Origin of the sequence: Oryzomicrobium terrae (assembly GCF_008274805.1) — a bacterium.
In the GTDB taxonomy this organism is placed as follows: Bacteria; Pseudomonadota; Gammaproteobacteria; order Burkholderiales; family Rhodocyclaceae; genus Oryzomicrobium; species Oryzomicrobium terrae.
The window spans coordinates 1,292,531-1,317,970 of record NZ_CP022579.1; the positions used below are offsets into that span (position 1 = coordinate 1,292,531).

Below are 25,440 nucleotides of genomic sequence, written 5' to 3' on the forward strand. Positions count from 1 at the left end.
GGTCAGATGGCCGAGGGGTGGCGGGCCAGGGGGGTGACCTTGATGTCCATGTAGGGGAACAGGGGCAGGGCCGAGAGCAGGTCGTGCAGCTCGTCGTTGCTGGCTACGTCGAAGATGCTGACGTTGGCGTATTCGCCGACCACGCGCCAGATGTGGGCCCAGCGGCCGTCGCGCTGCAGGGATTGGGAGTAGGCCTTTTCCTCGGCCTTGATCCGGGCGGCTTCGGCCGGGTCCATGTCGGTCGGCAGATTCACTTGCATGTGCACCATGTACAGCATGGGAGGTCCTTTCGGGGAGGGAAGGGCGCCGGGGCCCGGGTCGGGGACTTTACGCCCTGGCGGGGGCGGCGGCAGACAGGAAATCGGGGAAGGGAAAAAAACAGGCGCCGGCCGGCGCCGGATACCGCGTCAGTGGCCGAGGAAACCCCAGGCGAGCACGGCGACGATGTAGATGGCACCCACCCACAGCATCATGATCACGGTGTAACCCATGATGTCGCGCAGCTTGAGCTTGGACAGGGCCAGGGCCGGCAGGATCCAGAAGGGCTGCACCAGGTCGTTCCAGGCGTTGCCCAGCATCACCGACATGGCGGTCTGGTTGAGGGAGCTGCCGATCTCCTTGGCAGCGTCGATCATGAACGGGCCCTGAAGCATCCAGTGGCCGCCGCCGGAGGGGGCGAAGAAGTTGATCAGGAACGAGCTGATCAGGCCCCAGAAGGGCAGGCTCTGCGGCGTCGAGATGTCCACGAACACCTGGGAGATGGTGGTCACCAGCCCGGAACCGGCCATGATCGCCATGATGCCGGCGTAGAAGGGGAACTGCAGGATGATGCCGGAGATGGTCTTCACCCCTTCGTTGAGGCGCGCCATGTAGGCGGCGGGGGTGCCCAGCAGCAGGATGCCGACGAACAGGATCGTGAAGTTGATCATGTTCAGGTCCAGGTTGCCGCCCTTGCTGAAGTGCAGGCCGATGTAGCCCAGGCCGAACAGGCCGATCAAGAGGCTGAGCAGCCGGCTGTTGTTGAGCTTGCTTGCCAGGGTGTTCTCGGCCAGCAGACCGTCGCCGCCGCCTTCATGGCTTTCCTGGGCCTTGTCGATGTCCGGATTGACCTCCACCACGGCGTCGCCGGCCTTGGGGTGCAGCCAGGCGTTGAGCAGGGGCAGGGTGACGATCACGGCCAGGCTGGTGAGCAGCATGGGCAGGGTGAAGATGGTCTGGCTGAGGGGGATCAGGCCCATCTGTTTTTCCATCGGGTGGCCGGCGGTGGAGATCAGCACCGGGATGCTGGCGGACAGGCCCAGGCCGTACAGGGTGAAGCCGCTGTAGGCCGAGGCGATGATCAGCGGGTAGTGCACGCCCTTGACCTTGAGGGCCAGCTTCTTGGCGACGATGCCGCCGATGACCAGGCCGAAGCCCCAGTTCAGGTAGCTGCCGATGCCCCCCACCAGGGTGGCGACGATGATGGCGGTGCGCGGGTTGTGCACCTTGCCGACGATGCGGTTGAGCAGGCGGTCGGTAAGCGGCGCGGTGGCCAGCACGTAGCCCATGGCCAGGATCACCGCCATCTGGGTGGTGAAGGCGAGCAGGCTCCAGAAGCCCTTGCCCCAGGCGATGGTGAGAGCTTCCAGGCCCTGGCCCTCGATGGTCATGGCCATCACTGCGGTGAGCAGGGTGAGGCCAATGGCGAAGACGAAGGGGTCGGGCAGGTACTTGCGCATCAGCTCGGTGAAAAATGAGGCCAGCTTGTTCATACAGTCTCCAATTTACTTTTAACTATCCAACCCTAGGGGTGTGATTCCACGGCCGGGAATTGGCTCCCGGCGCCGGGAAATGCGTCACCTCTGACGGGTGCTTGGCTGAAAAAAACGGTGCGTGTTCGATCGCTGGCGGTCAGACCCTTTCGATGATCAGGGCCAGGCCCTGGCCCACGCCGATGCACATGGTGCACAGGGCGTAGCGGCCGCCGCGGCGTTCCAGTTCGTGCAGGGCGGTGGTCACCAGGCGGGCGCCGCTGGCGCCCAGGGGATGGCCCAGGGCGATGGCGCCGCCGTTGGGATTGACCCGGGGATCGTCGTCGGCCAGCCCGTGGTCCCGGGTCACGGCCAGGGCCTGGGCGGCGAAGGCTTCGTTGAGCTCGATCACGTCCATCTGGTCCAGGCTCAGGCCGGCCTTGGCCAGCACCTTGCGCATGGCCGGGGCCGGGCCGAAGCCCATGATGCGCGGCGCCACCCCGGCGGCGGCGGCCGCCACCACCCGGGCCCGGGGCGTCAGGCCGTGGCGGGCGACGCCGGCTTGCGAGGCCAGCAGCAGGGCGCAGGCGCCGTCGTTCACCCCCGAGGCGTTGCCGGCGGTGACCGTGCCGTCGGGGCGTACCACGCCCTTGAGCTTGGCCAGGGAGTCCAGGGTGGTACCGGGGCGCAGGTGCTCGTCGTGCTCGACGCGCAGGGGCTCGCCTTCCTTCTGCGGGATCAGCACCGGCACGATCTCCGCGGCCAGGCGGCCTTCGGCCTGGGCGGCGGCGGCGCGCTGCTGGCTGCGCAGGGCGAAGGCGTCCTGGTCGGCCCGGGCGATGGCGAAGTCGGCGGCGACGTTTTCCGCCGTCTCGGGCATGGAGTCAACACCGTGACGGGCCTTCATCTCCGGATTGACGAAGCGCCAGCCGATGGTGGTGTCCTCGATCTTCATGCTGCGCGAATAGGCCTGGTCGGCCTTGCCCATGACGAAGGGGGCGCGGGACATGCTTTCCACCCCCCCGGCGAGGAGCAGGTCGGCCTCGCCGCTCTTGATGGCGCGGGCGGCGGTGGCGACGGCATCGAGGCTGGAACCGCACAGGCGGTTGAGGGTGGTGCCCGGCACTTCCACCGGCAGACCGGCCAGCAGGGCGGCCATGCGCGCCACGTTGCGGTTGTCCTCGCCGGCCTGGTTGGCGCAGCCGTAGATCACGTCGTCCACGGCGCTCCAGTCCACGCCGGGGTGGCGTTCCATCAGGGCGCGGATCGGCAGGGCCGCCAGGTCGTCGGCGCGCAGGCCGGCCAGGGCACCGCCGTACTTGCCGAAGGGCGTACGCAGGGCGGCGCAGATGTAGGCGTTTTCCATGGGTCTCCTTGTCGTTGTTCTCTGGGGGGGAGGGTCAGGCGCCGGCATCCACCAGGGGCACGGGCACCAGGGCCTGCAGGTCGGCGAAGCTCAGGCCGTCCACCCGCTCGCGCACCAGCAGACCGTCGCGGGTGATGTCGATCACCGCCACGTCGGTGTACAGGCGGTTGACGCAGCCGATGCCGGTGAGGGGGTAGGTGCAGTACTCGACCAGCTTGCTCTGGCCGGTCTTGGTCAGCAGTTCCATCATCACGAACACCTGCTTGGCGCCGATGGCCAGGTCCATGGCCCCGCCCACGGCGGGGATGGCGTCCGGAGCGCCGGTATGCCAGTTGGCCAGGTCGCCCGTGGCCGAAACCTGGAAGGCGCCGAGGACGCAGATGTCCAGGTGGCCGCCGCGCATCATGGCGAAGGAGTCGCCGTGGTGGAAAAAGCAGCCCCCCTGAAGCAGGGTCACCGGCTCCTTGCCGGCGTTGATCAGCTCCGGGTCTTCCTGGCCGGGGGCCGGGGCCGGGCCCATGCCGAGCAGGCCGTTCTCGCTGTGCAGGAAGATGTCCCGGTCGGCGGGCAGGTAGTTGGCCACCTTGGTGGGCAGGCCGATACCCAGGTTGACGTAGGCCCCTTCGGGAATGTCGCGGGCCACCCGGGCGGCCATTTCGTTGCGATTGAGTCGATTCATGGCGTGGCTCCGGGTCAGCAGGCGGCGGTAGCGGTGGCGGTGGCCACCACGCGTTGGACGAAGATGCCCGGGGTGATCACGCCTTCCGGATCCAGCTCGCCCAACTCGGCCAGTTCGTCGACCTGGGCGATGGTGCAGGCCGCCGCGGTGGCCATGATCGGGCCGAAGTTGCGCGCCGCCTTGCGGTACACCAGGTTGCCCCAGCGGTCGCCGCGGTGGGCCTTGATCAGGGCGAAGTCGGCGCGAATCGGGTACTCCAGCACGTAGTTGCGTTCGCCGATGCGACGGGTTTCCTTGCCCTCGGCGAGCAGGGTGCCGTAGCCGGTGGGGGTGAAGATGGCGCCCAGACCGGCGCCGGCGGCCTGGATGCGGGCCGCCAGGTTGCCCTGGGGCACCAGTTCCAGCTCGATCTCGCCGGCCTGGTAGAGGGCATCGAACACCTGGGAGTCGGCCTGGCGGGGGAAGGAACAGATGATCTTTTTCACCCGCTTGGCCTTGAGCAGGGCGGCCAGGCCGGTTTCGCCGTTGCCGGCGTTGTTGTTGACGATGGTCAGGTCGCGGGCGCCCTGGGCGATCAGGGCATCGATCAGGTGGTTCGGCATCCCGGCCGTACCGAAGCCGCCGATCATGACGGTGGCGCCGTCATGGATGTCGGCCACGGCCGCATCCAGGGATGAAACGATCTTGTCGATCATGGTCTCGCTTGCTGGTTCTCCCCTGCGGGGAGACCTCCTATGGGTGATGAAGGACGAACGTGCGACGATCTTTTGTGCGATAACCGCACGTAGATTCGTATTTCGCACAAAGTCTAGGAGGGCGAATGCAGCAGCGTCAATGGCGATAATCGAAATATTGTTCGATTATCGAACGTACAAAACTGGTGCGCTGCACCATCGGTCCTGGGTGTTGTCGCCTGGAATCCAGGGAAGGGAGGGGCAAGGCGCAGCCCAGGCGTGCGCGATAATCGTTGGCTTGTGCGATATTCGGATAGTTGGTTATGCTGATCGCTTGATGGCTGCCCCGGGCACCCGCCGGCTCCCGGCGCCGGCACCCGGGCAGCCGCGAGAGCCACTGGAACCGAGCCCCATGCACAACACTCCCCCCGCCTCCGACGACCTGCCCGACGCCGCCGGCGACGAGGCCGCCGCCACGCCGGCCGACGACATCTCGGCCCAGGCCGGCGATCCCAACTTCATGGCGTCCCTGGCCCGGGGGCTGGCGGTGATCGAGGCCTTCTCGCCGCAGCGGCGGCAGATGTCGATCTCCCAGATCAGCCAGAAGACCGGCATTCCCCGGGCTGCCGTGCGCCGCTGCCTGTACACCCTGGCCAAGCTCGGTTTCGTCAGCGCCGAGGACGGGCGCAACTTCGCCCTGCGCCCGCGCATCCTGTCCCTGGGCCACGCTTACCTGGCCTCCACGCCCCTGGCCAAGGCGGCCCAGCCGGTGCTGCGCGACGTCAGCAACCGGCTGCACGAGTCCAGCTCCATCGCCATCCTGGACGGGGACGAGATCCTCTACATCGCCCGGGCGTCCACCTCCCGGATCATGACCATCGACCTGGATATCGGCAGCCGCCTGCCGGCGGTCTATACCTCCATGGGCCGGGTGCTGCTCGCCCACCTGCCCGAGGACGAGCGCGAAGCCTGCCTGGGCCGGGCCAAGCTGATCCAGTACACCGCCCACACCCTGATGACCGTGGAGGCCCTGCGGACCGAGCTGGCCCGGGTGCGCGCCCAGGGCTATGCCGTCATCGACCAGGAACTGGAAATCGGCCTGCGCTCCATCGCCGTGCCGATCGCCGCGCCGGACGGCAAGGTGGTGGCGGCCATCAACGTGGGTCTCCAGGCCGCCCGGGTGTCGGTGGCGGAAATGGAGGAACGCATCCTGCCGGTGCTGCGCGACGCGGCCGCCGAACTGGCCCTGCTGTTGGCCTGATACGCGCTCCGCTACGTCGGGACGCACAACGCAAAAGCGCCGGGGAAGTCCCCGGCGCTTTTGCGTTGTGGCGGCGCGGCAAGAGCGTGCGGCGGGATCAGTCGGCCAGGCCGGCGGCTGCCAGCAGGTCGCCCTGAACGAGCCGGGGCGGGACTGCGAGTAGGGTCTCGAAGCGGGCCAGGGCCGCCTGGAGCGGCGGCGAGGCCAGGTGGGCAGAACAGGCCGCATCGTCCCGGTACAGCTCGTAGACGATGAAGCCGTGGGGCACGTCGCGGCGGCGGTGCACCGCGTAGGCCCGGTTGCCCGGCTCCTGGACGGTGCTTCGCACCAGGTCGCGCAGGATGGCTTCGACGGCGGCATCGCTGTCGGGGCGGGCGGTCAGTTCGGCGAGCAGCAGCATGGAGGCTCCTTATCGTGAGGTGGGGGAAGGAGCCGCCAGGATGCCCGCCGACGAGCCGGGCGGATTGTAAAAATGCGTCCCGCTGGCCAGCAGCGTCCGGTACTGGCCCGGGGTCAGGCCGGCCAGGGCGCGGAAGTCGCGGATGCAGTGGGCCTGGTCGTAGTAGCCCAGGGCCAGGGCTGTGTCGGTGAGGGAGGCGTCGGGCGCCAGGGCCAGGCGGCGGGCAGTCTTTTGCAGCCGCACCAGGCGCTTCCAGGCCACCGGGGCGAGGCCGGTGAGGGCGCCGACGCGCCGCTCCAGCTGGCGCCGGCCCAGGTCCAGGTCGGCGGCCAGGCGCGCGATGCCGGCCGCCGCGTTCCCGTCATCGTGGGCGCCATGCCCATCGCCCGCGCCGGCCGGCGACTGGCGGTAGAGCCGCGCCACCGCGGTTTCGGCCAGGGCATCCAGGGCGTCGGCACGCAGCCGGGCGCGCAGGAAGGCCTGCAGCAAGGCGGCCCGGGCGGGCAGGGACGGGGTTTCCGCCAGCCGCACCGCCAGGTGCGCGCCGGCCGGCCCCCACAGGTCGCCGGGGGTGAGGAAGGCATCGGCCAGTTCGGCCCCGGGGATGGCGGTGAAGCGGTGCACCATGCCGGCGCGAAAGCGCACGGCGATGAAATCGACCCGGGGCGCCGGCAGCAATTGCACGGTGCGGCGGCGCAGGGCGAACAGGTGGGCACCGGGCAGCGTCTGGGCGGGGGGCATGACACTTGCCGACACCGCTCCCGTATTCAGCCCCGTATTCAGCCCTGTATTCGCTCCCATTTCTGCTCCCGGATGTCCCACCGCCAGTGCGGGGGCGTGCATACCGGGCGGGGTGCTCGGCAATGGGGGCGGACAGGGATATTCCACCGCTCCGGCCCGGGTAGCGGCGCCAGGGGCCAGCGACGGGGGGGGGCCCTCCGTCGGATCGAAGGCTGCGGCGGAAAACGGCGTGTCGCGGTGGAAATAAACCTCGGCGCCGGCTCCGGGCAGCAGCAGCGGCAGGGCAAGGTCCTGGCCGTGGGGCTGAGAGCGGTGCTGAGGGCGGGGCCGGACGGGAGCCGGCTCCCGGTCCGCGCCCGGCGCCGGGTGTTCCGGGTATTCGGGGTATTGCCAGCCCCAGAAGCGGTCAATGAAGGGCCGCAGGTCCGGGTCGGGGCGCAGGTGGAAGACGCGCATCGGGTTCGTCCGGCGCGGTCAGGCGGCCGGGGGGGCGGCCCCTGGCGTGGTGGGGGGCGCAGGGGAGGCCTGCGTGGTCGGGGCAATGCTCCACCCGGCGGTGAGGGCCGTGGCGGCGGCCCGGGCGGCGGCGGCGAAGGGGGCGATGCTGCCCACCTGGCCAGCGACGATGATGCCCTCGCCGAGGAGGAACACCGCCTGGGCGTTCTGTTCCGGCGCCGGCGCACCGCCTTCGCCCAGGGCCTGGGCGAGGAATTCCAGCACCAGGCGTTTGTGCTCCCAGGCCAGGCGGTGGATCGGGTCGTCGGCGCTGGCGTATTCGGCCGAGGCGTTGATGAAGGCGCAGCCGCAGAAATCGTGTTCGCCGGCCCAGGCGAGCAGGAAGTCCAGGTAGGCCCTGGCCCGGGCGGCGGCCAAGGCCCCCGGCGGACTGCCGGCGGCCACCTTGGCGCCGTGCACCGCCCGCTCCATACGGGCGCGGAAGTCCTCGTCGCGCAGGCGCAGGGCGGCCAGCACTAGGGCTTCCTTGGTGGGGAAGTGGTTGTAGAGGGTCTTCTTGGTGACCCCGGCCTCCCGGGCCAGCTGGTCCACCCCGGTGGCGTGGAAGCCTTGCCGGTAGAAGAGGCGCAGGGCGGTTTCGACGAGTTGGGGGCGTTTGCTCATATACCGAACGGTACACCTAATCACCGCAACCAACATAGTGGTTGTTCTACTAGTGGTTGAAAAAGTAAACAGATCGGTTTAGTTTATATATACCGATCGGTTTACTTTTGTGTCCAACATACCTTTCACCTCACCCCCGCCTTTCAACCACATCATTCACATCAACCCAGCTCAACCCAGCTCAACCCAGCTCAACGCAGATCGATCGCCGCGCTAGCCGCCGGGGCCGGGAAGTCCGCTCCCGATCCCGGTGGCCCGGTCAGCGCTGCCTGCCTTCACCCACTTGGAGATTACCCATGTCGCGCCTGTTGTCCCTCCGCCTCCCCCGTTCCGCGGCCCCGGCGGCGCCTGCCCCCTTCGCCATCCTGGCTTCCATGGCCGGCGCCTTGCTCGCCATCGGCGCTGCCGGGGCCTTGTCCCAGTGGTCCGGCGCCCCCTGGCTGATGGCGCCCCTGGGGGCCAGTTGCGTGCTCGCCTTCGGTCTGCCCGACAGCCCCCTGGCCCAGCCGCGCAGCATCGTCGGCGGCCATCTGATTGCCGCCCTGGTGGGTCTGCTGGTGCTGTGGGGATTGGGCGATGCCTGGTGGTCCGCCGCCCTGGCGGTGGCCCTGGCCCTGGGGGCGATGCAGCTGACCCGCACGGTTCACGCTCCGGCTGGGGCCAACCCCCTGGTGGTGATGGCGGCCCATCCGCCGGCCCACTTCCTGGTCACCCCGGTGCTGCTCGGCGCCTTGGTGGTGGTGGTCTGCGCCCTGATGGTGAACAACCTGCGCCAGCGCGGAAGCTATCCCCGGTATTGGCTGTAAGGGCTGTCGGGCGGCGCGTGCCTCCCGGGACGCGGCGGTTGGCCGGGTCCGGGCCAAAGAAAATCCCGCCGCAGCGGGATTTTTTACTTCCGTCGTTGCTGGATTCCAGGAAGCCGGAATCATGGATGGTGGCTTGTGCCGTAGGGGTTGCCACCCACATCCACGCCGCCGGCCATGGGCAGCCCCGAGGCCGGATTGACCCCGGGGGCGCCATAGGCGTTGCCCATGGCATCGACGCCGCCCACGCCGCCCTGCATCGGCAGGCCCGTGGTGGGGTTGATGGCGGGAGCGTCGAGATAGCTCGGGTTGTGGCCGCTGGTGATGACCACCGTGCGCCGCGAGCGCCCCCGGATCAGGTCGATGAAGAACCAGAGGATGCCGATGGTGAAGCCGGCCAGGGCGCCCAGGACGGCCCAGGCGGAAAATTCGTTGTCGAACACGTAGCCGGCGATGCCGCCGGCCAGCCCGGCACCGAGGCTCAGCGCCAGGGTGTATTGCAGCGAGACAAAGACGAGGATCACCCCGGTAATGCCAGCCGCCCACAGGCCGACCGTCTTGGCGCGGGCCCAGACACCGCTGGATTCCGCCTCGGCGGCCTTGGTGCTGTCCTGGGCTGGAGCGTTCTTCTTGGTGTCCCGGGCGACGTTCTTTTTCGCCCCCTCCTTGGGCTTGGCCGCTTTCTTGGCCTCCGTGGCGGCCGGGGGCGCGGAAGACTCGCTGTCGGCGGCGGCGAGGCCGCTACTGGTCAGAAAAGCGATGAGCAGAAGGCCGGTGATCTTTTGGCAGAACGTCATGGGGTAGGAACGGGCGTGACGATGGCAAGGGGCCGGATTGTAGCGTGCCGCGCTGCGGCGTTGCCCCGGGCCGGAGGGTCGTAAACGGCGCCGCCCCGGCCCGGCATCCGCGCGGGAGCCTGGTCGGGGCGGACGTGTCGGGATGGGACTCAGCGCAGCGGGCCGAATTCCACCGGGACCCAGCTGTAGCGCTTGCCGTCCTGGCGAACGTGGCCGATGCCGGGGAAGGGCAGGTGCATGCCGGCCACCAGCAGCTTTTCCTTGGCGGCATAGGCGAAGATCTTCTGCCGGGTGCGCACGGCCTGGGTCTTGTCGCTATCGAACTCGATGGCCACCGCCGGGCGGGCGAACTGCACCGCGGCGTTGTGCACCAGGTCGCCCCAGATCAGCAACTTCTCGCCGTTGGAGGTGAACAGGTAGCCGCCGTGACCGGGGGTGTGGCCCCGGGCGGCCACGGCGCGCACGCCGGGCAGCAGCTCGGTTTCGCCGCTAAAGGGCTTCCATTTGCCGGCAGCCTGGTAGGGGGCGGCGGCGTCCCGGGCCATCTTGAAGAAGCCCTTGAAGTCCTCCGGCGCCTTGTCGGCGTTGCCCTGGCTCAGCCAGAAATCGCTTTCTTCCTGGGCGACGCGTACCTCGGCGTTGGGGAACACGGCCTTGCCGTCGGGGCCGACCAGGCCATTGGCGTGGTCGCCGTGCAGGTGGGTGAGCAGCACCACGTCCACCTGGGCCGGGGTGTAGCCGGCGGCCCGCAGGTTATCGACGATGTAGCCCAAGGTCGGGCCGAACAGTTTGGCGGCGCCGGCATCCACCAGCACCAGCTTGCTGCCGGTGTTGACCAGGTAGGCGTTGACCGCGGTCTGCATCTTCGGCGCAGAGAGGAATTCCCGGGCGAGCAGGCGCTGGATTTCGGTCTGGCTGGTGTTCTTGAGTAGGGCCGGGTCCAGGTCGATGAAGCCGTCGTAGAGGGCGGTGACTTCGAAGGCGCCGTGCTGGTAGCGGTAGTAGCCGGGCACCTGGGTCTTGACCTGGGGTGCCTCGGCATGGGCCGGGGTGGCCAGGGGCGCAGCAAGGGCGGCGGCGGTCAGGCACAGGGCGGCGGCGCGCAGCAGGCGCTGGGCACGGTGGAAGAACAGTGGCTGGCGTGGGGTCATGAAATGTCCTCGCAGGAACGACGTTGCAACAAAACAGCCGCTTGTGGCGGCGGTGCGACCGAATAGTTTGGCACATCCCACCGGGATTGCGGACGCCATGATGATCGGATGGCCGGAAAGCCACGACTGGCGCGGCGTTTCAAGGCATGTGCCCGGAGAGCCTTTATTGGCGCTGGGTTTGGCAGGGTGGCGGACGGAGTCACGCTGCCGGCACACGGGGGCGTGCAAAGAGAATGGGCCGATCCGGGCCGGGGGCGGTCGTAACCCGGGGCGGCCCGTCCGTCGCGTCTACAGGGGCAGCTTCATCCCGACCAGCTTCCAGCTGGCGAAGCCTTGCCGGGCCAGGATCAGGGTGGTGCGACGGGTGGGATCGTAGCGGTCCGTGGCGGTCATCTCGAAGTGATTCCAGCCGGCATAGCCGGTGCTGATCGTGGTTTTCTGCTCATCCGAGGGGGTGGCCGGAGAAGGCGGCGGCACATCGGTGGGCATCGTTGGTTTGCCCTGGGACGTGGTGGGGATGACCGCATCCCCCCTGACCAGGGTCGCCAGCCCTTCGGGGGTGACGAACGTGTCGATGGTCGCATTGATCATGGTGTTGGCCACCATGGCACCGAAGGTCCCGGCCATCGGATTGTGGGCGGATTCCCGGGCCATCATTTCCATGGCTTTCGGGCGCAGCGCGTCTTTCAGGTTTTCGCGCAGGGCCGGGTAGTCGACGTAGGCGGACAGGGCCTGGCTGTCCTTGGCCTTGGCCGCGGCTTTCATGGCGGCCAGGGAGATGTAGGGGGTGGCGTAGTACCAGCCGCCGAAGGCGACGGCGGCGAGGGCAATGAGGCCTTTGCGCATGAAGATCATCGGTTCGTCTTGGTGAGGAAAGGTACGTCGGTCGATGGCAGCCCTTCCCGGGGCGCCGGTGCATGGCCGGCCCGGGGCGGGAGGTGGGTGCCGCGATAATGACGTTGAATTATCGCATGGTTATGTTTTTGGCATTGCGAGCGGAGGGCGCACTCCCACCTCGAAATGTTTCCCCGTCAGGCTTGCGGTGCCGATGTCTCGCTCGGCAATCAAAACAATGAAAAAGGCGTGTGTCGAGCGATCGACACACGCCTTTCGGGGCCCACCGCGGTGGGCCAGGGAGAATCAACCGGGTTAGCCGCAGGTCCCCACGGCGCCGCAGGCGGTGCAGAAGTCGCAGCCGTCCTTGCGGATCATGGTGTAGTTGCCGCAATCGCCGCACAGCTTGCCTTGCATGGTCTTGGGCGCGGTGCCGCCCTCGGCGTTTTCGAGAATGCCCATCTGCTGCAGCGGCAGGCCGTTCTCGTCCAGGATGCCGAGCATGGCGTAGCGGTGGATCACCAGCTGGGCCAGGTAGGCGACGGTGGACGGGTAGGTCTGCTGCTTGCGCGAGCCGGGCACGAAGGCCATGAAGTCGCCCAGGGGCTCCGGATAGTCGAGCAGCTTGCGCAGCTTCATGCCGATCCAGGCCGGGTCGAGGACGCGCATGTCCAGGGACAGCATCTTGCACAGACCGTCCAGGGAGCGCGGGTAGTTACCCGACAGCCACATGGAGTAGGGACGGGTGACGCCGTCGGGCAGGGTGATTTCCTTCAGGCCCAGGACGAAGTCCTCGCCGGTGGCCGGGTTGAAGACATCCACGGTCCAGGACAGGGTGCCGTCGGTGCCGGTCTTGGGTTCCTTCAGGCTGAACATGGCGTCCAGCACCGGGGAGGGGCCTTCCTGGTTGAGCCAGCCGAGCTGCTCGACGCGGTGGCGCATCAGCTGGGCCATGGCGGACACCACCGAGGGCATGCGCTTCAGCTCGCCGTGGGGCGGGAAGGGCATGTCGAAGGATTCACCGGAGGGCGTCTTGGCCAGGGTGTCGAGCTTGAGTTGCAGCCAGGCCCGGTCGTTGGCGCGCATGTCCATGGACAGGGTCTTGGCCACGGCGCCCAGGCCGCGGGGTTGGGCCGGACCATTCACCCACACCTCGAAGGGCCAGGCCTTGCCTTCCTGCTCGACGTGGCCGATGAACAGGGCGAACTTGCCCAGGGGCGACTCGAGCATGTAGGTCCAGGCCAGATTGCCTTCCGGGATGTTCGGGCGGCCCGGCCACTGTAGGCTGGACAGCACCGGAGCGGGCAGGGACTTGATTTCCAGGCGGCGGTTGGCGTCGGAGACGAAGTCCTGGGGGTTGGACTTTTCTTCAGAACCGACCGGGGCGGCCGACGGGGTGGACTCCACCGACAGCACCGAGCCGAGCACGCTGTTGGGCCGGTAGGTGGCCAGGCCCTTCAGGCCGGACTTCCAGGCTTCCATATAGAGGTCCTGGAATTCGGTGTAGGGGTAGTCGGCCGGCACGTTCACCGTCTTGGAGATGGCGGTGTCGATGTAGGGGGCGACGGCGGCGACCATGTCCTTGTGCGCCTGGGCGGACAGCTCCAGGGCGGTGACGAAGTACTCGGGCAGCTTCTCGACGTTGCCGCCCAGGTGCTTGTACAGACGCCAGGCGTAGTCCTCGACGGCGTATTCCTTGAGGGTGCCGTCGGGCATGCGCTTCTTGCGGTTGTAGGTCCAGGAGAAGGGCGGTTCGATCCCGTTCGAGGCGTTGTCGGCGAAGGCCAGGGAAATGGTGCCGGTGGGGGCGATCGACAGCAGGTGCGAGTTGCGCAGGCCGTGCTTGCGGATGGCCGCCTTGATGTCGTTGGGCAGACGCGAGGCGAAGTTGCCGCCGGACAGGTACAGCTCGGAGTTGAACAGGGGGAAGGCGCCACGCTCCTGGGCCATGTCCACCGAGGTCAGGTAGGCGGTGTCGCGCATGAATTCGGAGATGCGCGAGGCCATGGCGCGAGCTTCCGGGCGGTCGTAGCGCAGGCGCAGCATGGCCAGGGTGTCGCCCAGGCCGGTGAAGCCGAGGCCGATGCGGCGCTTGTTCATGGCTTCTTCGTGCTGGCGCTCCAGGGGCCAGTGGGTCACGTCGAGCACGTTGTCGAGCATGCGGGTGGACACCTTGACCACTTCGGCGAAGGCGTCGAAATCGAACTCGGCCTGCTCGGAGAAGGGATGGCGCACGAACAGGGTCAGGTTGATCGAACCCAGGCAGCAGCAACCATAGGGGGGCAGGGGCTGTTCGGCGCAGGGGTTGGTGGCCTCGATCACTTCGCAGTAATTGAGGTTGTTGTCCCGGTTGATGCGGTCGAGGAACAGGATGCCCGGTTCGGCGTGGTCGTAGGTGGATTTCATCACCTGGTCCCACAGGTCGCGGGCGCGCACCTTGCGGTACACCCACAGGCCGTCTTCGCGCTGGAAGGCGCCGGAGCGCTTCATGTCGGCGTTGGGCTCGGCGCGGTGGGTCAGCTCCACGTCCTTGTCTTCTTCCACCGCCTTCATGAACACGTCGGTGACGCCCACCGAGATGTTGAAATTGGTCAGGTCGCCGTGGTCCTTGGCGTGGATGAATTCCTCGATGTCCGGATGGTCGCAACGCAGCACGCCCATCTGGGCGCCGCGGCGGGCGCCGGCGGACTCGACGGTCTCGCAGGAGCGGTCGAACACGCGCATGTAGGAGACCGGGCCGGAGGCGCGGGACTGGGTGCCCTTGACGTGGGCGCCCTGGGGGCGGATCGAGGAGAAGTCGTAGCCGACCCCGCCGCCGCGGCGCATGGTCTCGGCGGCCTGGGCCAGGGCGGTGTAGATGCCGGGCTTGCCATCGACGATCTCGACGATGGAGTCGCCCACGGGTTGGACGAAGCAGTTGATCAGAGTGGCCTGCAGATCGGTACCGGCGGCGGAGTTGATGCGGCCGGCGGGGACGAAGCCGTTTTCCTGGGCCCAGAGGAATTTCTCTTCCCACTTGGCCCGCTCTTTTTCGGTTTCGACAGCCGCCAGCGCCCGGGCCACCCGGCGACGCACGTCATGGACACTGATTTCCTTGCCCTTGGCGTATTTTTCGATCAGTACCTCGACGGAAATTTCCTGCTCGGGCAGGGGACCCACTTCGGGGGCGTCGGGGATGGCGGTAAGCGACAGCTGTTCGGCAACCTTGCTCATGATTCGGCCTGTCTCCAGAGGGAATTTGGGGGGTGGTGCAGCTTGAATAAATCCAAAAAGCATGGACCCGGCTAGGGTCCGATTCGGGGCAAAATCTACTACATGTAGTGGTTGGGGACAACGTCTTGACTAAATATAGGATTTTCTGGGTCAGGGCGCAAAGCCTATTTGATGCCTTGCAATGACGGGCTTTTATCCTTGATCGGGCGGCAAAATGCGGCCAACGCGCCCGTCATTGGTCGCGGCGATCCGCATGAAAAAATACCGATGACCTAACCGCCAGTCGCCGACGGAAGGGCGGCAGCGAAAATTTTCGGCGTGGGGGGCGGGGAACGGCGACCCGGACCGGCCGATCGTCGAGGTGGTGAACCGGGCGGGCAGCGGGGAAGGCCATGGGAGGAGCACGGGGTGTAACGCTGGGGACGGTCCCTATGGACCCATTCAGGGGCCAAGCGTTCCTTGCATCGCCCGGCGGCTTCCCTATTCCCGGAGCGTCTGCCCGGTTGCTGCCTCCATGGCTGCCAGGTGGGGGGGGGCGATCAAGAGCGTTGCGCTGGTGATACCGGCCCAGCGATTCGCCTAACGCGTTATCGTGAGGGACGGTGCGGGTCCGGCAACGGAGGAGTAATGCAGAGGCGATCGACTACGTGGAGCGGGGCGAGGCGGGCGGGGCTGGTCGTCGCGATTGCCCTGTCGCTGACGGCGGGCAATGTATCCAGCCAGGTTTTGTACGAGAAGCGCGGACCCGATGGGCCGGTCTTTTCCGATGCGCCACTGCCGGGCGGACGACCGGCCGCCGTCCCGGCGGATAACACCATGGCCGCTCCGGCCAAGTCCCGGCCGCCGGCGCCACCGTCATCTCTGGACGCCATTCCTGACGCCGCGCGGGAGCAAGCGCGCCCATTTCGCTACAGCAGTTTTGCCATCGTCTATCCGGAGAATGCCGGCAGCGCCTCGGCCAACACCGCTGCGTTCATGGTACGAGTGCGCATCGAGCCGCCGTTGCGCCTGGATCTGGGCCACGCCATGGCGATACGCCTGAACGGCCAGCCGTTGCCGGGGCGTTATACCCAGGAAGATTTCGTGCTGCCACCCGAGGCATTCGGCGACACGGTGAGCCTCAATCAGCGTTACCGGCTTGAAGCGAGCATCGTTGATGCGCAGGGCGTGGCGCTGATCAGCGCTGCTCCGGTGGATTTCTATTTGCGCCTGGCGCCGCGTTTACTCCGGCCATCCCGCTAGGACCCGTATCGGGCTGCGCTGCCCGAAGGCGGGAGAGAGGGCGGGGCTAGTGGTTGGCCAGCACCGCTCGGGCAGCCCGGCGTCCGGAACGTACCGCCCCTTCCAGGGTGGCGGGCCAGGGCGCCCAGGTCCAGTCGCCGGCCAGGTGCAGACCGGGGGCCAGGGTGATCCGTTCCGGCCGGGGCAGACCGGCCGTAGCGGCAAAGGTGGCGCGGGTTTCCACGATCCGTCTCTGCCAAGCCAGTATTGGCGCGGAGTTTGACGGTACCCCCTTGGAGATCAAGAAGGGGCGCGCCTTTTCAAGGAGGCGCTGCGCCAGTTCCGCTTCGGACAACGTCTGCCAGGGGCCGCTGGCGGAGATGACGCAGGCGAGCACCCCGGGGTTGCCCAGGGGCGCCCGGTCGAACACCCAGACCGGGGCATCGTCGGCGCTGGGGCCGTCGATTTGCACGATGGGTCGGCTCAACCCCGTGTCGGCTGGCAGGCCCAGGTACACCGTGGCGATCGGTTCGTAGCGGTAGGTGGCCAGCTGTTGGCGGATTTCCTGGGCGGCCGGCAGGTCGGGCAGCAGGGCGGCCGCATGCTGGGGGGCGACCGCCAGCACTACCTGATCCGCCGTGATGGCGGCGTCGTCCAGGCGGATCTGCCAACCCTGTCCCTGCCGGGCGATGGCGCGCACCCGGGCCGAGGTGCGCACCTCGCCGCCGTGGGTGGCGACCCAGGTCGCGGCGGGGGCGGGGAACAGGGTGGAGAGGTCGGTGGCGGCCACCAGGTAGTCGGTGGCGCCAGGGGCGTTGGCCCCGGCCCCCAGGGAATCGCCCAGCACCCGGGCGAACACAGCCATGGACGCGGCTTCCAGGGGGGTGTTGAGGGCGGCCAGGCACAGAGGGGCATAGAGGCGCCGGGCCAGCACGCTGCCGGCCAGCCCGGTGGCGGCGAGCCAGCCGGCCACGGTTTGCTGCGGCGGGGCGCTCCAGCCGGCGGCTTCCAGGGTTTTCATGGCGCGCACGGCGCGGAATTTTTCGCCCCAGCCGGCGCCGCGGGCCAGGAGTAGCCCGGCGGCCACGTCCAGGGGCGGGGGCAGGGCGGGCAGGGCAAGGCGCAATTCCGGCGATGCGACGAACAGCCGGTGGCGGCGCAGCACGGTTTTAGGATCAACGCCGATCCGGCGCATTAGGTCCAGGGTGTCGGTGTAGGCGCCGATCAACAGGTGCTGGCCGTTATCCAGCGTCTGGCCATTCAATTCCACCCCCCGGGCCCGGCCGCCCGGCTGGCGGGCCGATTCGAGCACCAGGGGGCGCTCCCCGGCGGCGGCCAGGTCGATGGCGCAGGCCAGACCGGCCCAGCCGGCACCGATGACGGCGACGGTCATGCGTAACGCGAAGGGTGGGGGAAAAGGGGGCGGACCACGACCGGCCTCAGCTGCGCAGCCAGACCTTGAAGACCAGCCACAGCTTGCGGGTGGGGGGCAGGGAGGTGCGATGGGTGAGTACCCGGCAGCCGTCCCGCTCGATCTCGGTGAGCAGGGTCTGGTAGATCTCGGCCATCATCAGCCCGGGGCGCTGAGCCTTGCGGTCGGCCGCCGGCAGGTGGGCCAGGGCCTGGGCGTAGTACTGGCGGGCGCGCTCGATCTGGAAGCGCATCAGGGCCTGGAAGTTGTCGCTCTGGCGCGATTCCAGGATGTCCTTGGCCGGCACGTTGAAGCGCTGCAACTCGTCGATGGGCAGGTAGATGCGGCCGCGACGGGCATCCTCGCCCACGTCGCGGATGATGTTGGTGAGCTGGAAGGCCATGCCCAGGTCGTGGGCGTACTTTTGGGTGCGGTGGTCGGTGCTGCCGAAAATTTCGGCGGCGAGCAGGCCGACCACGCTGGCGACCCGGTAGCAATAAAGAGAGAGGCCCTTGAAGTCCAGGTAGCGGGTCTGGGTCAGGTCCATCTCCATGCCGTCGATGATCTCCAGCAACTGCTCCTGGGGCAGGTTGAAGCGCGGCAGCACGTCCTTCAGGGCCTGGGTTACCGGGTGGCTCGGCTGGCCGGCGTAGAGGGCGGCCACCTCGCGGCGCCACCAGGCGAGCTTGGTGGCGGCCAGGGCGCTGTCGTGGCACTCGTCCACCACGTCGTCCACCTCGCGGCAGAAGGCGTACAGGGCCATGATCGCCTGACGCTTTTCCTGGGGCAGGAAGAGAAAGCTGTAATAGAAGGACGAGCCGCTCTTGGCGGTTTTATCGCGGCAGTAGTCGTGGGGATTCATCGCAGCAGGGCGGAAGCAAGAAGGCGGAACCAGTCGCCGGCCCCCAGGGTGGGGCGGCGGGCGAACACGTCGTAGGAATTGGCCTGGATTTTATCGAGAATGCGCTCGCCTCCGGCCAACGTCAGGGCGATTTCCCACTTGAGTCGGCCGGAAAGGGCGCCGAGCAGCGGGCGGCCGGCATCGAACAGGGCCCGAGTGCGCTCGACTTCGAAGGCGAGCAGGGCGCGAAAACGTTCGTCGGCCACGCCCCGGGCCAGGTCGGCCTCGGTGACGCTAAAGCGTGCCATGTCTTCCTGGGGCAGGTAGATGCGGCCGGTGGTCTCACCGTAGCGGTTCTTCTGCCAGTCGATGCCCACGTCCTGCCAGAAGTTGGTCAGTTGTAGGGCGGTGCAGATGGCGTCGGACTGGGCCAGGTGTGCGGGCTCGGTGCGGCCGAACAGGTGCAGCACCAGCCGACCCACCGGGTTGGCCGAGCGGCGGCAATAGTCGAGCAGGCTGGCGTAGTCGGCGTAGCGGGGCGTCACCACGTCCTGGGCGAAGGCCGAGAGCAGGTCGCGGAAGGGCTGGAGGGGTAGGTGGTGGGCCGCCACCGCCGCCGCCAGGGGAGTGAAGATCGGTTCCAGATCGTCGGGCGGCGGCCCGCACTGCGCCATTTGCGTCAGGGTTGCATCGAGGCGTTGCAGCTCGGCCAGGCGTGGGGCGGCCGGCGCGTCGCCCTCGTCGGCCACGTCGTCGGCGTAGCGGGCGAAGCGGTAGATGGCTTCAATGGGTTGGCGCAGGCGGCGGGGCACCAGCAGCGAAGCGACGGGGAAGTTTTCGTAATGATCGACCGGCATGGAGGGGCGCCAACGTTGGCCGGGGAGCGGCCGCGGCAAGCCGGGCGGAGGGTGGCCCGGGCGGGGTTTTTATAGGTGTTGTTGCAGGCGGCTGACAGTATAGGGGCCGCTCGGTTAAAATGGCAGGCTTTGGCTCACGCATGTGCGGGCGTGGCGGAATTGGTAGACGCACTGGATTTAGGTTCCAGCGCCGCAAGGTGTGAAGGTTCGAGTCCTTTCGCCCGCACCAGAATATTTAGGGTTTTCCGAGGGTTATCTGTGTTTTCCCCGGAATTCCGGTTCATTTTTTCGGATTACTGCACCAAGGACATTTCATGGAAAACACCCAAGTCGCCAACGCCCTGGAGCGTCGTCTCGATCTGACCATCAATGTGGCCGACCTGGACAAGGACGCGGATGCGCGGCTTAAGAAGCTGGGTCGTACCGTCAAGATGGCCGGTTTCCGTCCCGGCAAGGTGCCGTTCAACATGGTCAAGCAGCAGCACGGCCATCAGGCTCGCCACGAAGCCCTGACCGAAGCGCTGGACCGCGCCTTCGGTGAAGCCGTGGCCGCCCAGAACCTGCGCGTTGCCGGCTATCCCCGTATCGAGCCGAAGGATTCCGCCGATGAAGCCCTGATGGCGTTCACCGCGGTGTTCGAGGTGTATCCCGAATTCAAGATCGCCGATCTGTCCGGCAAGGAAATCGAGCGTCCGGTTCTGGAAGTGACTGCTGCCGAGGTCGATCAGACCCTGGAAATCCTGCGCAAGCAGCGCGTGCATTACAAGAATGCCGAGCGCGGCGCCCAGAAGGACGACCGGGTGGTCATCGACTTCCTCGGCAAGAAGGACGGCGTACCCTTCGACGGCGGTCAGGCCAGCGATTACCCCTTCGTGCTCGGCCAGGGCATGATGCTCGGCGATTTCGAAACCGCGGTGGAAGGCTGCAAGGTCGGCGAGTCCAAGACCTTCGACCTGACCTTCCCGGCTGACTACTTCGCCAAGGACCTGGCCGGCCAGACCGTTCAGTTCGAAATCACCGTGAAGCAGGTGCAAGAGCCGGTGCTGCCGGAAGTCGACGGCGAATTCGCCAAGATGATGGGCATCGCCGATGGCGATGTGGAAAAGATGCGCGCCGAGGTGGAAACCAACCTCAAGCGCGAAGTGAAGAAGCGCATCGAAGCCCGGATCAAGGATCAGGTGATGGATGCCCTGGTGGAAACCAACGCCATCGACGTGCCCAACGCCCTGGTCGAAATGGAAGTGCAGCGCCTGATGCAGGCAGCCCGCGCCGACATGGAGTCCCGTGGTATCAAGGCCGACCAGATGCCGGTGCAGCCCGAGTGGTTCGCCGAACAGGCCAAGCGCCGCGTCACCCTGGGTCTGATCCTGGCCGAACTGGTCAAGACCGAAGGCCTGGAAGCCAAGATGGAGCAGGTCAAGGCCAAGGTCGAAGAGGCTGCCCAGAGCTACGAAAATCCGGAGGAAGTGGTACGCTGGTATTTCAGCAATCCGCGCAATCTGGCTGAAGTTGAAGCCATCACCCTGGAAGACAACGTGGTCCAGTGGGTGCTGGCCAAGGCCAAGGCGGCTGACAAGGCCGTTTCCTTCGACGAACTGATGGGCGCCAAGGCCTGAGGATTTTCCTCTCGCCATCGCCGCCGGCCAATGTCGGCGCGGTCGCTGACCTGATGTTTCGAAGCTAATTCGCTGGCCGGGCGCCCCAGTTTGGGGCGCCCGGCCAGCTTGGAGACCCTGATGGAATTCGAAAGCAGCTGGAATCCCCAGGCCCTGGGCCTGGTTCCGATGGTGATCGAGCAGAGCGGCCGCGGTGAACGGGCCTACGACATCTACTCCCGCCTGTTGCGGGAGCGGGTGGTGTTCCTGGTCGGCCCGGTCAACGACGTCACTGCCAACCTGGTGGTGGCCCAGCTCCTGTTCCTGGAAGCGGAAAACCCGGAAAAGGACATCTCCCTCTATATCAATTCCCCGGGCGGCTCGGTCACGGCAGGGATGTCGATCTACGACACCATGCAGTTCCTCAAGGCCGACGTGTCCACCCTGTGCATCGGCCAGGCGGCCTCCATGGGCGCCTTCCTGCTGGCCGCCGGCGCCAAGGGTAAGCGTTTCGCCCTGCCCAACTCCCGGGTGATGATTCACCAGCCTTTGGGTGGCTTCCAGGGCCAGGCGTCGGATATCGCCATCCACGCCAAGGAAATCCTGTCGATCAAAGACCGCCTCAACACCTTGTTGGCCAGCCATACCGGCCAGCCCTTCGAGCGGGTGGAGCGGGACACGGACCGGGATAATTTCCTTTCTGCCCAGGAGGCGGCAGAATACGGCCTGATCGACAAAGTTCTGTCGAGCCGGGCCGACGTGGCTTGATGCGGTCGAAACGGCTGCCTTTTGTATCCAATAATCGGTGGGGGTGAGCGGTTTTTCGCTCACCGGTAGTACAACCCGCCTTCATCAGGGGTAAGCGCCACATGTCCGAGAAGAAGAACAGCAGCGAAAAACTGCTTTATTGCTCCTTCTGCGGCAAGAGCCAGCACGAGGTCAAGAAACTCATCGCCGGACCGTCGGTGTTCATTTGCGACGAGTGTATCGAGCTCTGCAACGACATCATCCGCGATGAGATCGGCGCGGAACAGGGCGCCAAGGGTGGTCGGGGCGAGTTGCCCACTCCCAAGGAAATCTGCTCCATTCTGGACCAGTATGTGATCGGCCAGGAACATGCCAAGCGTATCCTGTCGGTGGCGGTGTACAACCATTACAAGCGTCTGCGCCACCAGGGCAAGACCGATGAGGTTGAGCTGGCCAAGAGCAACATCCTGTTGATCGGCCCCACCGGCTCCGGCAAGACCCTGCTCGCCCAGACTCTGGCCCGGTTGCTCAACGTGCCCTTCGTCATGGCCGATGCCACGACCCTGACGGAAGCCGGTTATGTCGGCGAGGATGTGGAAAACATCATCCAGAAGCTGCTGCAGAAGTGCGACTACGAAGTCGAAAAGGCGCAGCAGGGCATCGTCTATATCGACGAAATCGACAAAATTTCGCGCAAGTCCGATAACCCGTCGATCACCCGCGACGTGTCCGGAGAGGGCGTGCAGCAGGCCCTGCTGAAGCTGATCGAAGGTACCGTGGCCAGCGTGCCGCCCCAAGGTGGGCGCAAGCATCCCAACCAGGACTTCGTCCAGGTCGACACCACCAATATCCTGTTCGTCTGCGGCGGCGCCTTCGACGGTCTGGACAAGGTGATCCGTAACCGCTCGGAAAAGGGGGGGATCGGTTTTGGCGCTGAGGTGAAGAGCCGCGACACCAAGAACGTTACCGAGACCCTGCGCCGGGTCGAGCCGGAAGACCTGATCAAGTTCGGCCTGATTCCCGAGCTGATCGGCCGCCTGCCGGTGGTGGCCACCCTGGCCGAGCTGGAAGAGGCCGCCCTGGTGGAAATCCTGGTCGAGCCGAAAAACGCCCTGATCAAGCAGTACCAGAAGCTGTTCGGTATGGAAGGCGTCGAGTTGGAAGTGCGTCCCGGCGCCTTGCAGGCGATTGCCCGCAAGGCCCTGGAGCGCAAGACCGGTGCCCGAGGCCTGCGCTCGATCCTTGAAGGTGTGCTGCTCGACACCATGTACGAGCTGCCCGGGATGGAGAATGTCACCAAGGTGGTGATCGACGAAAATTCGATTACGGGTGACGCCAAACCATTGTTGATCTACGCTGATCAACCCAAGGTGTCCGGTTCCAACTAAGCCTGACCGATCTGCGCCAATTACGGCGATTCGGCCGCACGCAACGGGGAACCCAGGGGTTCCCCGTTGTCGTCTGGGCGGCTGTCTCAGTTTCGTACTTGAAAAAATTCCCGGTTGCCCCCATGTTGGAGGCAAACCCTAACGCAAGGCTACGCCATGTCTGAATTGACCCCCCCGACCGAGACCGTGGAACTGCCACTCCTCCCCTTGCGGGACGTGGTGGTGTTCCCCCACATGGTGATTCCGCTGTTCGTCGGCCGGCCCAAGTCCATCAAGGCCTTGGAAGCCGCCATGGAAGCGGGCAAGAGCATCCTCCTGGTGGCCCAGAAATCTGCCGCCAAGGACGACCCCAACCCGGAAGATCTCTATCCCATCGGCTGCATCGCCAACATCCTGCAGATGCTCAAGCTGCCCGACGGCACTGTCAAGGTGCTGGTCGAGGGTGGCCAGCGCGCCCGGGTGGTGTCGGTGGACGTGCAGCAATCCCTCTTCATCGCCGTGGCTTCGCCCATTTCTCCCGAAGAAGAGGGGGATCATGAAATCGAGGCGATGCGTCGTGCGGTGATCGCTCAGTTCGACCAGTACGTCAAACTGAACAAAAAGATCCCGCCGGAAATCCTCACGTCGATTGCCGGGATTGAAGAGGCCGGCCGCTTGGCCGACACCATCGCTGCCCATCTGCCTCTCAAGCTGGAGCAGAAGCAGGACGTGCTGGAGCGCTTCGATGTACGCGAGCGCATCGAGAAGCTGCTTGCCCAACTCGAGACCGAGATCGACATCCTCCAGGTGGAAAAGCGCATCCGTGGCCGGGTCAAGCGGCAGATGGAGAAGAGCCAGCGCGAGTACTACCTGAACGAGCAGGTCAAGGCCATCCAGAAGGAGCTCGGCGAAGGTGAGGATGGCGCCGATCTCGAAGAGATGGAAAAGAAGATCAAGGCCGCCGGTATGAGCAAGGAGGGAACGGAAAAGGCCATGTCCGAGCTGAAGAAGCTCAAGCTGATGTCGCCCATGTCCGCCGAAGCTACGGTGGTGCGCAACTACATCGAAACCCTGACGGGTCTGCCCTGGAAGAAGAAGACCCGTATCAGCAAGGATCTGGCCGCCGCCGAAACCACGCTGAACGCCGACCATTATGGCCTGGAGAAGGTCAAGGAACGCATCCTTGAGTATCTTGCCGTGCAGCAGCGCGTCGAGAAGCTCAAGGCGCCGATCCTCTGCCTGGTCGGTCCTCCCGGGGTGGGTAAAACCTCCCTGGGCCAGTCCATCGCCAAGGCCACCAACCGCAAGTTCGTGCGCATGGCCCTGGGTGGCGTGCGTGACGAGGCTGAGATCCGCGGCCACCGCCGCACCTACATTGGTTCCATGCCCGGCAAGATTCTGCAGAGCATGACCAAGGTCGGTGTGCGCAACCCCTTCTTCCTCCTCGACGAGGTGGACAAGATGGGCCAGGACTTCCGTGGCGATCCTTCTTCCGCCTTGCTGGAAGTGCTCGACCCGGAGCAGAACCACACCTTCCAGGATCATTACGTGGAGGTGGACTTCGACCTGTCCGACGTGATGTTCGTGGCTACTGCCAACAGCCTGAACATTCCGGCGCCCCTGCTCGATCGCATGGAGATCATCCGCCTCTCCGGTTACACCGAGGATGAGAAGGTCAACATCGCCATCAAGTACCTGCTGCCCAAGCAGATGAAGAACAACGGCGTGAAGCCCACCGAATTGACGGTGGCTGAGTCCGCCATCCGCGACATCATCCGCTACTACACCCGGGAAGCCGGTGTGCGTAGCCTGGAGCGGGAAATCTCCAAGATCTGCCGCAAGGTGGTGAAGGCCCTGGTGCTGAAGAAGAAGGACGGCAAGGTACAGGTCACCGCCAAGAACCTGGACAAGTACCTGGGGGTGCATCGCTATACCTTCGGTGTTGCCGAGAAGGAAAACCAGGTGGGCCAAGTCACCGGCCTGGCCTGGACCGAGGTCGGCGGCGAACTGCTCACCATCGAATGCGCCGTGGTGCCGGGCAAGGGCGTCATCCAGCGCACCGGTTCCCTGGGCGACGTGATGAAGGAGTCGGTGGAAGCGGCCCGTTCCGTGGTGCGCGCCCGGGCCCAGCGTCTGGGTATCAAGGACGAGGTGTTCGAGAAGAAGGATATCCACATCCACGTACCCGAAGGTGCCACGCCCAAGGATGGCCCCTCTGCAGGTATCGCCATGACCACGGCTCTGGTGTCCGCGCTGACCGGCATCCCGGTCCGTTGCGAAGTGGCTATGACTGGCGAGATAACCCTGCGTGGCGAAGTCTTGGCCATCGGTGGTCTTAAGGAAAAGTTGCTTGCTGCAGTGCGCGGCGGCCTCAAGGTCGCGCTGATCCCCGAGGAGAACGCCAAGGACTTGGTGGATATGCCGGACACGATCAAGAACAAGCTTGAGATCGTGCCGGTGAAATGGATCGATCAGGTGTTGGAACGTGCCCTTGAGCGCCTGCCCGAAGCGCTGCCGGAAGCCGAAGCCGCTGCCGCGGTGCCGGCCGCGGCGGAGCCCCAGGCCAGTGGCGTTATGAAGCACTGAGCCCTGGAAGCATCCTAGTTCGCAAATCGCCGTCTGCGCCTGTCCGG

Annotated in this window: 22 protein-coding genes and 1 tRNA gene; 8 read left to right on the top strand and 15 right to left on the bottom strand. The window is 66.3% G+C overall.

The features are described from left to right. Window positions 1-2: 2 nt before the first annotated feature. The 5 genes from catC to OTERR_RS05945 form a co-directional block, all read right to left on the bottom strand. Window positions 3-278, bottom strand: coding sequence for a muconolactone Delta-isomerase (gene catC / locus OTERR_RS05925; protein ID WP_054622477.1), 276 nt, complete (start codon window positions 276-278; stop codon window positions 3-5). A gap of 129 nt (window positions 279-407) precedes the next feature. Continuing rightward, entirely contained in the window at window positions 408-1,751 is a 1,344-nt protein-coding gene (locus OTERR_RS05930; RefSeq protein ID WP_054622478.1) for a short-chain fatty acid transporter, read from the bottom strand. A 139-nt stretch (window positions 1,752-1,890) separates the two neighbouring features. Continuing rightward, window positions 1,891-3,096 (bottom strand): 3-oxoadipyl-CoA thiolase, encoded by a 1,206-nt coding sequence (pcaF, locus tag OTERR_RS05935; RefSeq protein WP_149425133.1) that lies wholly within the window; start codon window positions 3,094-3,096, stop codon window positions 1,891-1,893. 34 nt (window positions 3,097-3,130) lie between these two features. Further along, window positions 3,131-3,775 (bottom strand): 3-oxoacid CoA-transferase subunit B, encoded by a 645-nt coding sequence (locus OTERR_RS05940; RefSeq protein ID WP_149425134.1) that lies wholly within the window; start codon window positions 3,773-3,775, stop codon window positions 3,131-3,133. 14 nt (window positions 3,776-3,789) lie between these two features. Beyond that, complete coding sequence (locus tag OTERR_RS05945) at window positions 3,790-4,470, bottom strand: 3-oxoacid CoA-transferase subunit A (protein ID WP_054622481.1); 681 nt, start codon at window positions 4,468-4,470, stop codon at window positions 3,790-3,792. A gap of 391 nt (window positions 4,471-4,861) precedes the next feature. On the opposite strand from OTERR_RS05945, the gene OTERR_RS05950 reads away from it, so the two are divergent. After that, window positions 4,862-5,710, top strand: coding sequence for an IclR family transcriptional regulator domain-containing protein (locus OTERR_RS05950; protein WP_149425135.1), 849 nt, complete (start codon window positions 4,862-4,864; stop codon window positions 5,708-5,710). Between the two features lie 97 nt (window positions 5,711-5,807). On the opposite strand, the gene OTERR_RS05955 is transcribed toward OTERR_RS05950, so the two are convergent. The 3 genes from OTERR_RS05955 to OTERR_RS05965 are packed head-to-tail and all read right to left on the bottom strand — an operon-like array spanning window position 5,808 to window position 7,970. Beyond that, window positions 5,808-6,110 carry a putative quinol monooxygenase gene (locus OTERR_RS05955; RefSeq protein ID WP_149425136.1) on the bottom strand — a complete coding sequence of 101 codons (303 nt, stop codon included), beginning with the start codon at window positions 6,108-6,110 and terminating at the stop codon, window positions 5,808-5,810. Window positions 6,111-6,119: 9 nt separating this feature from the next. After that, window positions 6,120-7,307, bottom strand: coding sequence for an AraC family transcriptional regulator (locus OTERR_RS05960; RefSeq protein ID WP_149425137.1), 1,188 nt, complete (start codon window positions 7,305-7,307; stop codon window positions 6,120-6,122). 18 nt (window positions 7,308-7,325) lie between these two features. Next, entirely contained in the window at window positions 7,326-7,970 is a 645-nt protein-coding gene (locus tag OTERR_RS05965) for a TetR/AcrR family transcriptional regulator (RefSeq protein ID WP_149425138.1), read from the bottom strand. Window positions 7,971-8,266: 296 nt separating this feature from the next. Between OTERR_RS05965 and OTERR_RS05970 the strand changes: the two genes are divergently transcribed. Next, on the top strand, window positions 8,267-8,776 hold the full coding sequence (locus OTERR_RS05970; protein WP_149425139.1) for an HPP family protein: 510 nt from the start codon (window positions 8,267-8,269) through the stop codon (window positions 8,774-8,776). Between the two features lie 119 nt (window positions 8,777-8,895). Here OTERR_RS05970 and OTERR_RS15980 read toward each other — a convergent pair whose 3' ends face one another. The 4 genes from OTERR_RS15980 to OTERR_RS05990 form a co-directional block, all read right to left on the bottom strand. Beyond that, a complete protein-coding gene (locus tag OTERR_RS15980) occupies window positions 8,896-9,570 on the bottom strand; it encodes an Asp23/Gls24 family envelope stress response protein (RefSeq protein WP_187775318.1) in 675 nt (224 codons plus the stop codon). 149 nt (window positions 9,571-9,719) lie between these two features. Beyond that, window positions 9,720-10,721 carry an MBL fold metallo-hydrolase gene (locus OTERR_RS05980; RefSeq protein ID WP_149425140.1) on the bottom strand — a complete coding sequence of 334 codons (1,002 nt, stop codon included), beginning with the start codon at window positions 10,719-10,721 and terminating at the stop codon, window positions 9,720-9,722. A gap of 288 nt (window positions 10,722-11,009) precedes the next feature. Next, window positions 11,010-11,567 (bottom strand): DUF2939 domain-containing protein, encoded by a 558-nt coding sequence (locus tag OTERR_RS05985; protein WP_187775319.1) that lies wholly within the window; start codon window positions 11,565-11,567, stop codon window positions 11,010-11,012. Window positions 11,568-11,870: 303 nt separating this feature from the next. Further along, window positions 11,871-14,768, bottom strand: coding sequence for an adenosylcobalamin-dependent ribonucleoside-diphosphate reductase (locus tag OTERR_RS05990; protein ID WP_149425141.1), 2,898 nt, complete (start codon window positions 14,766-14,768; stop codon window positions 11,871-11,873). Window positions 14,769-15,584: 816 nt separating this feature from the next. Here OTERR_RS05990 and OTERR_RS05995 point away from each other — a divergent pair. Next, on the top strand, window positions 15,585-16,010 hold the full coding sequence (locus OTERR_RS05995; protein ID WP_149425142.1) for a hypothetical protein: 426 nt from the start codon (window positions 15,585-15,587) through the stop codon (window positions 16,008-16,010). 46 nt (window positions 16,011-16,056) lie between these two features. On the opposite strand, the gene hpnE is transcribed toward OTERR_RS05995, so the two are convergent. Genes hpnE through hpnC form a run of 3 tightly spaced genes read right to left on the bottom strand, consistent with a single transcriptional unit; the run spans window position 16,057 to window position 19,098 of the window. Beyond that, window positions 16,057-17,382: a hydroxysqualene dehydroxylase HpnE gene (gene hpnE / locus OTERR_RS06000; protein WP_149425143.1), complete on the bottom strand. Its 1,326-nt coding sequence runs from the start codon at window positions 17,380-17,382 to the stop codon at window positions 16,057-16,059. 46 nt (window positions 17,383-17,428) lie between these two features. After that, window positions 17,429-18,262 carry a presqualene diphosphate synthase HpnD gene (gene hpnD / locus OTERR_RS06005; RefSeq protein ID WP_149425144.1) on the bottom strand — a complete coding sequence of 278 codons (834 nt, stop codon included), beginning with the start codon at window positions 18,260-18,262 and terminating at the stop codon, window positions 17,429-17,431. Then, window positions 18,259-19,098 carry a squalene synthase HpnC gene (hpnC, locus tag OTERR_RS06010; RefSeq protein ID WP_149425145.1) on the bottom strand — a complete coding sequence of 280 codons (840 nt, stop codon included), beginning with the start codon at window positions 19,096-19,098 and terminating at the stop codon, window positions 18,259-18,261. Before hpnC ends, hpnD begins: the two co-directional genes overlap by 4 nt. A 144-nt stretch (window positions 19,099-19,242) precedes the next feature. Between hpnC and OTERR_RS06015 the strand changes: the two genes are divergently transcribed. The 5 genes from OTERR_RS06015 to lon all read left to right on the top strand — a co-directional run bounded on the left by OTERR_RS06015 (window position 19,243) and on the right by lon (window position 25,393). Then, window positions 19,243-19,327 (top strand) — tRNA-Leu (locus tag OTERR_RS06015). A gap of 85 nt (window positions 19,328-19,412) precedes the next feature. After that, entirely contained in the window at window positions 19,413-20,714 is a 1,302-nt protein-coding gene (tig, locus tag OTERR_RS06020; RefSeq protein ID WP_054622494.1) for a trigger factor, read from the top strand. Between the two features lie 120 nt (window positions 20,715-20,834). Further along, on the top strand, window positions 20,835-21,461 hold the full coding sequence (gene clpP / locus OTERR_RS06025; protein ID WP_054622495.1) for an ATP-dependent Clp endopeptidase proteolytic subunit ClpP: 627 nt from the start codon (window positions 20,835-20,837) through the stop codon (window positions 21,459-21,461). 101 nt (window positions 21,462-21,562) lie between these two features. Beyond that, complete coding sequence (gene clpX, locus OTERR_RS06030) at window positions 21,563-22,828, top strand: ATP-dependent Clp protease ATP-binding subunit ClpX (protein WP_054622496.1); 1,266 nt, start codon at window positions 21,563-21,565, stop codon at window positions 22,826-22,828. Window positions 22,829-22,984: 156 nt separating this feature from the next. Further along, window positions 22,985-25,393 carry an endopeptidase La gene (gene lon, locus OTERR_RS06035; protein ID WP_149425146.1) on the top strand — a complete coding sequence of 803 codons (2,409 nt, stop codon included), beginning with the start codon at window positions 22,985-22,987 and terminating at the stop codon, window positions 25,391-25,393. Window positions 25,394-25,440 lie beyond the last annotated feature (47 nt).

Excerpts from the sequence above, each read along its gene's own strand:
- hpnE (WP_149425143.1), bottom strand. The coding sequence starts at position 17,382 with ATGACCGTCGCCGTCATCGGTGCCGGCTGGGCCGGTCTGGCCTGCGCC.
- OTERR_RS05950 (WP_149425135.1), top strand. The coding sequence starts at position 4,862 with ATGCACAACACTCCCCCCGCCTCCGACGACCTGCCCGACGCCGCCGGC.
- OTERR_RS05990 (WP_149425141.1), bottom strand. The coding sequence starts at position 14,768 with ATGAGCAAGGTTGCCGAACAGCTGTCGCTTACCGCCATCCCCGACGCC.
- OTERR_RS05995 (WP_149425142.1), top strand. The coding sequence starts at position 15,585 with ATGGCCGCTCCGGCCAAGTCCCGGCCGCCGGCGCCACCGTCATCTCTG.
- clpX (WP_054622496.1), top strand. The coding sequence starts at position 21,563 with ATGTCCGAGAAGAAGAACAGCAGCGAAAAACTGCTTTATTGCTCCTTC.
- OTERR_RS15980 (WP_187775318.1), bottom strand. The coding sequence starts at position 9,570 with ATGACGTTCTGCCAAAAGATCACCGGCCTTCTGCTCATCGCTTTTCTG.
- lon (WP_149425146.1), top strand. The coding sequence starts at position 22,985 with ATGTCTGAATTGACCCCCCCGACCGAGACCGTGGAACTGCCACTCCTC.
- hpnC (WP_149425145.1), bottom strand. The coding sequence starts at position 19,098 with ATGCCGGTCGATCATTACGAAAACTTCCCCGTCGCTTCGCTGCTGGTG.
- OTERR_RS05980 (WP_149425140.1), bottom strand. The coding sequence starts at position 10,721 with ATGACCCCACGCCAGCCACTGTTCTTCCACCGTGCCCAGCGCCTGCTG.
- OTERR_RS05940 (WP_149425134.1), bottom strand. The coding sequence starts at position 3,775 with ATGAATCGACTCAATCGCAACGAAATGGCCGCCCGGGTGGCCCGCGAC.
- OTERR_RS05955 (WP_149425136.1), bottom strand. The coding sequence starts at position 6,110 with ATGCTGCTGCTCGCCGAACTGACCGCCCGCCCCGACAGCGATGCCGCC.
- hpnD (WP_149425144.1), bottom strand. The coding sequence starts at position 18,262 with ATGAATCCCCACGACTACTGCCGCGATAAAACCGCCAAGAGCGGCTCG.
- OTERR_RS05985 (WP_187775319.1), bottom strand. The coding sequence starts at position 11,567 with ATGCGCAAAGGCCTCATTGCCCTCGCCGCCGTCGCCTTCGGCGGCTGG.
- catC (WP_054622477.1), bottom strand. The coding sequence starts at position 278 with ATGCTGTACATGGTGCACATGCAAGTGAATCTGCCGACCGACATGGAC.
- OTERR_RS05960 (WP_149425137.1), bottom strand. The coding sequence starts at position 7,307 with ATGCGCGTCTTCCACCTGCGCCCCGACCCGGACCTGCGGCCCTTCATT.
- OTERR_RS05930 (WP_054622478.1), bottom strand. The coding sequence starts at position 1,751 with ATGAACAAGCTGGCCTCATTTTTCACCGAGCTGATGCGCAAGTACCTG.
- OTERR_RS05970 (WP_149425139.1), top strand. The coding sequence starts at position 8,267 with ATGTCGCGCCTGTTGTCCCTCCGCCTCCCCCGTTCCGCGGCCCCGGCG.
- OTERR_RS05965 (WP_149425138.1), bottom strand. The coding sequence starts at position 7,970 with ATGAGCAAACGCCCCCAACTCGTCGAAACCGCCCTGCGCCTCTTCTAC.
- clpP (WP_054622495.1), top strand. The coding sequence starts at position 20,835 with ATGGAATTCGAAAGCAGCTGGAATCCCCAGGCCCTGGGCCTGGTTCCG.
- pcaF (WP_149425133.1), bottom strand. The coding sequence starts at position 3,096 with ATGGAAAACGCCTACATCTGCGCCGCCCTGCGTACGCCCTTCGGCAAG.
- OTERR_RS05945 (WP_054622481.1), bottom strand. The coding sequence starts at position 4,470 with ATGATCGACAAGATCGTTTCATCCCTGGATGCGGCCGTGGCCGACATC.
- tig (WP_054622494.1), top strand. The coding sequence starts at position 19,413 with ATGGAAAACACCCAAGTCGCCAACGCCCTGGAGCGTCGTCTCGATCTG.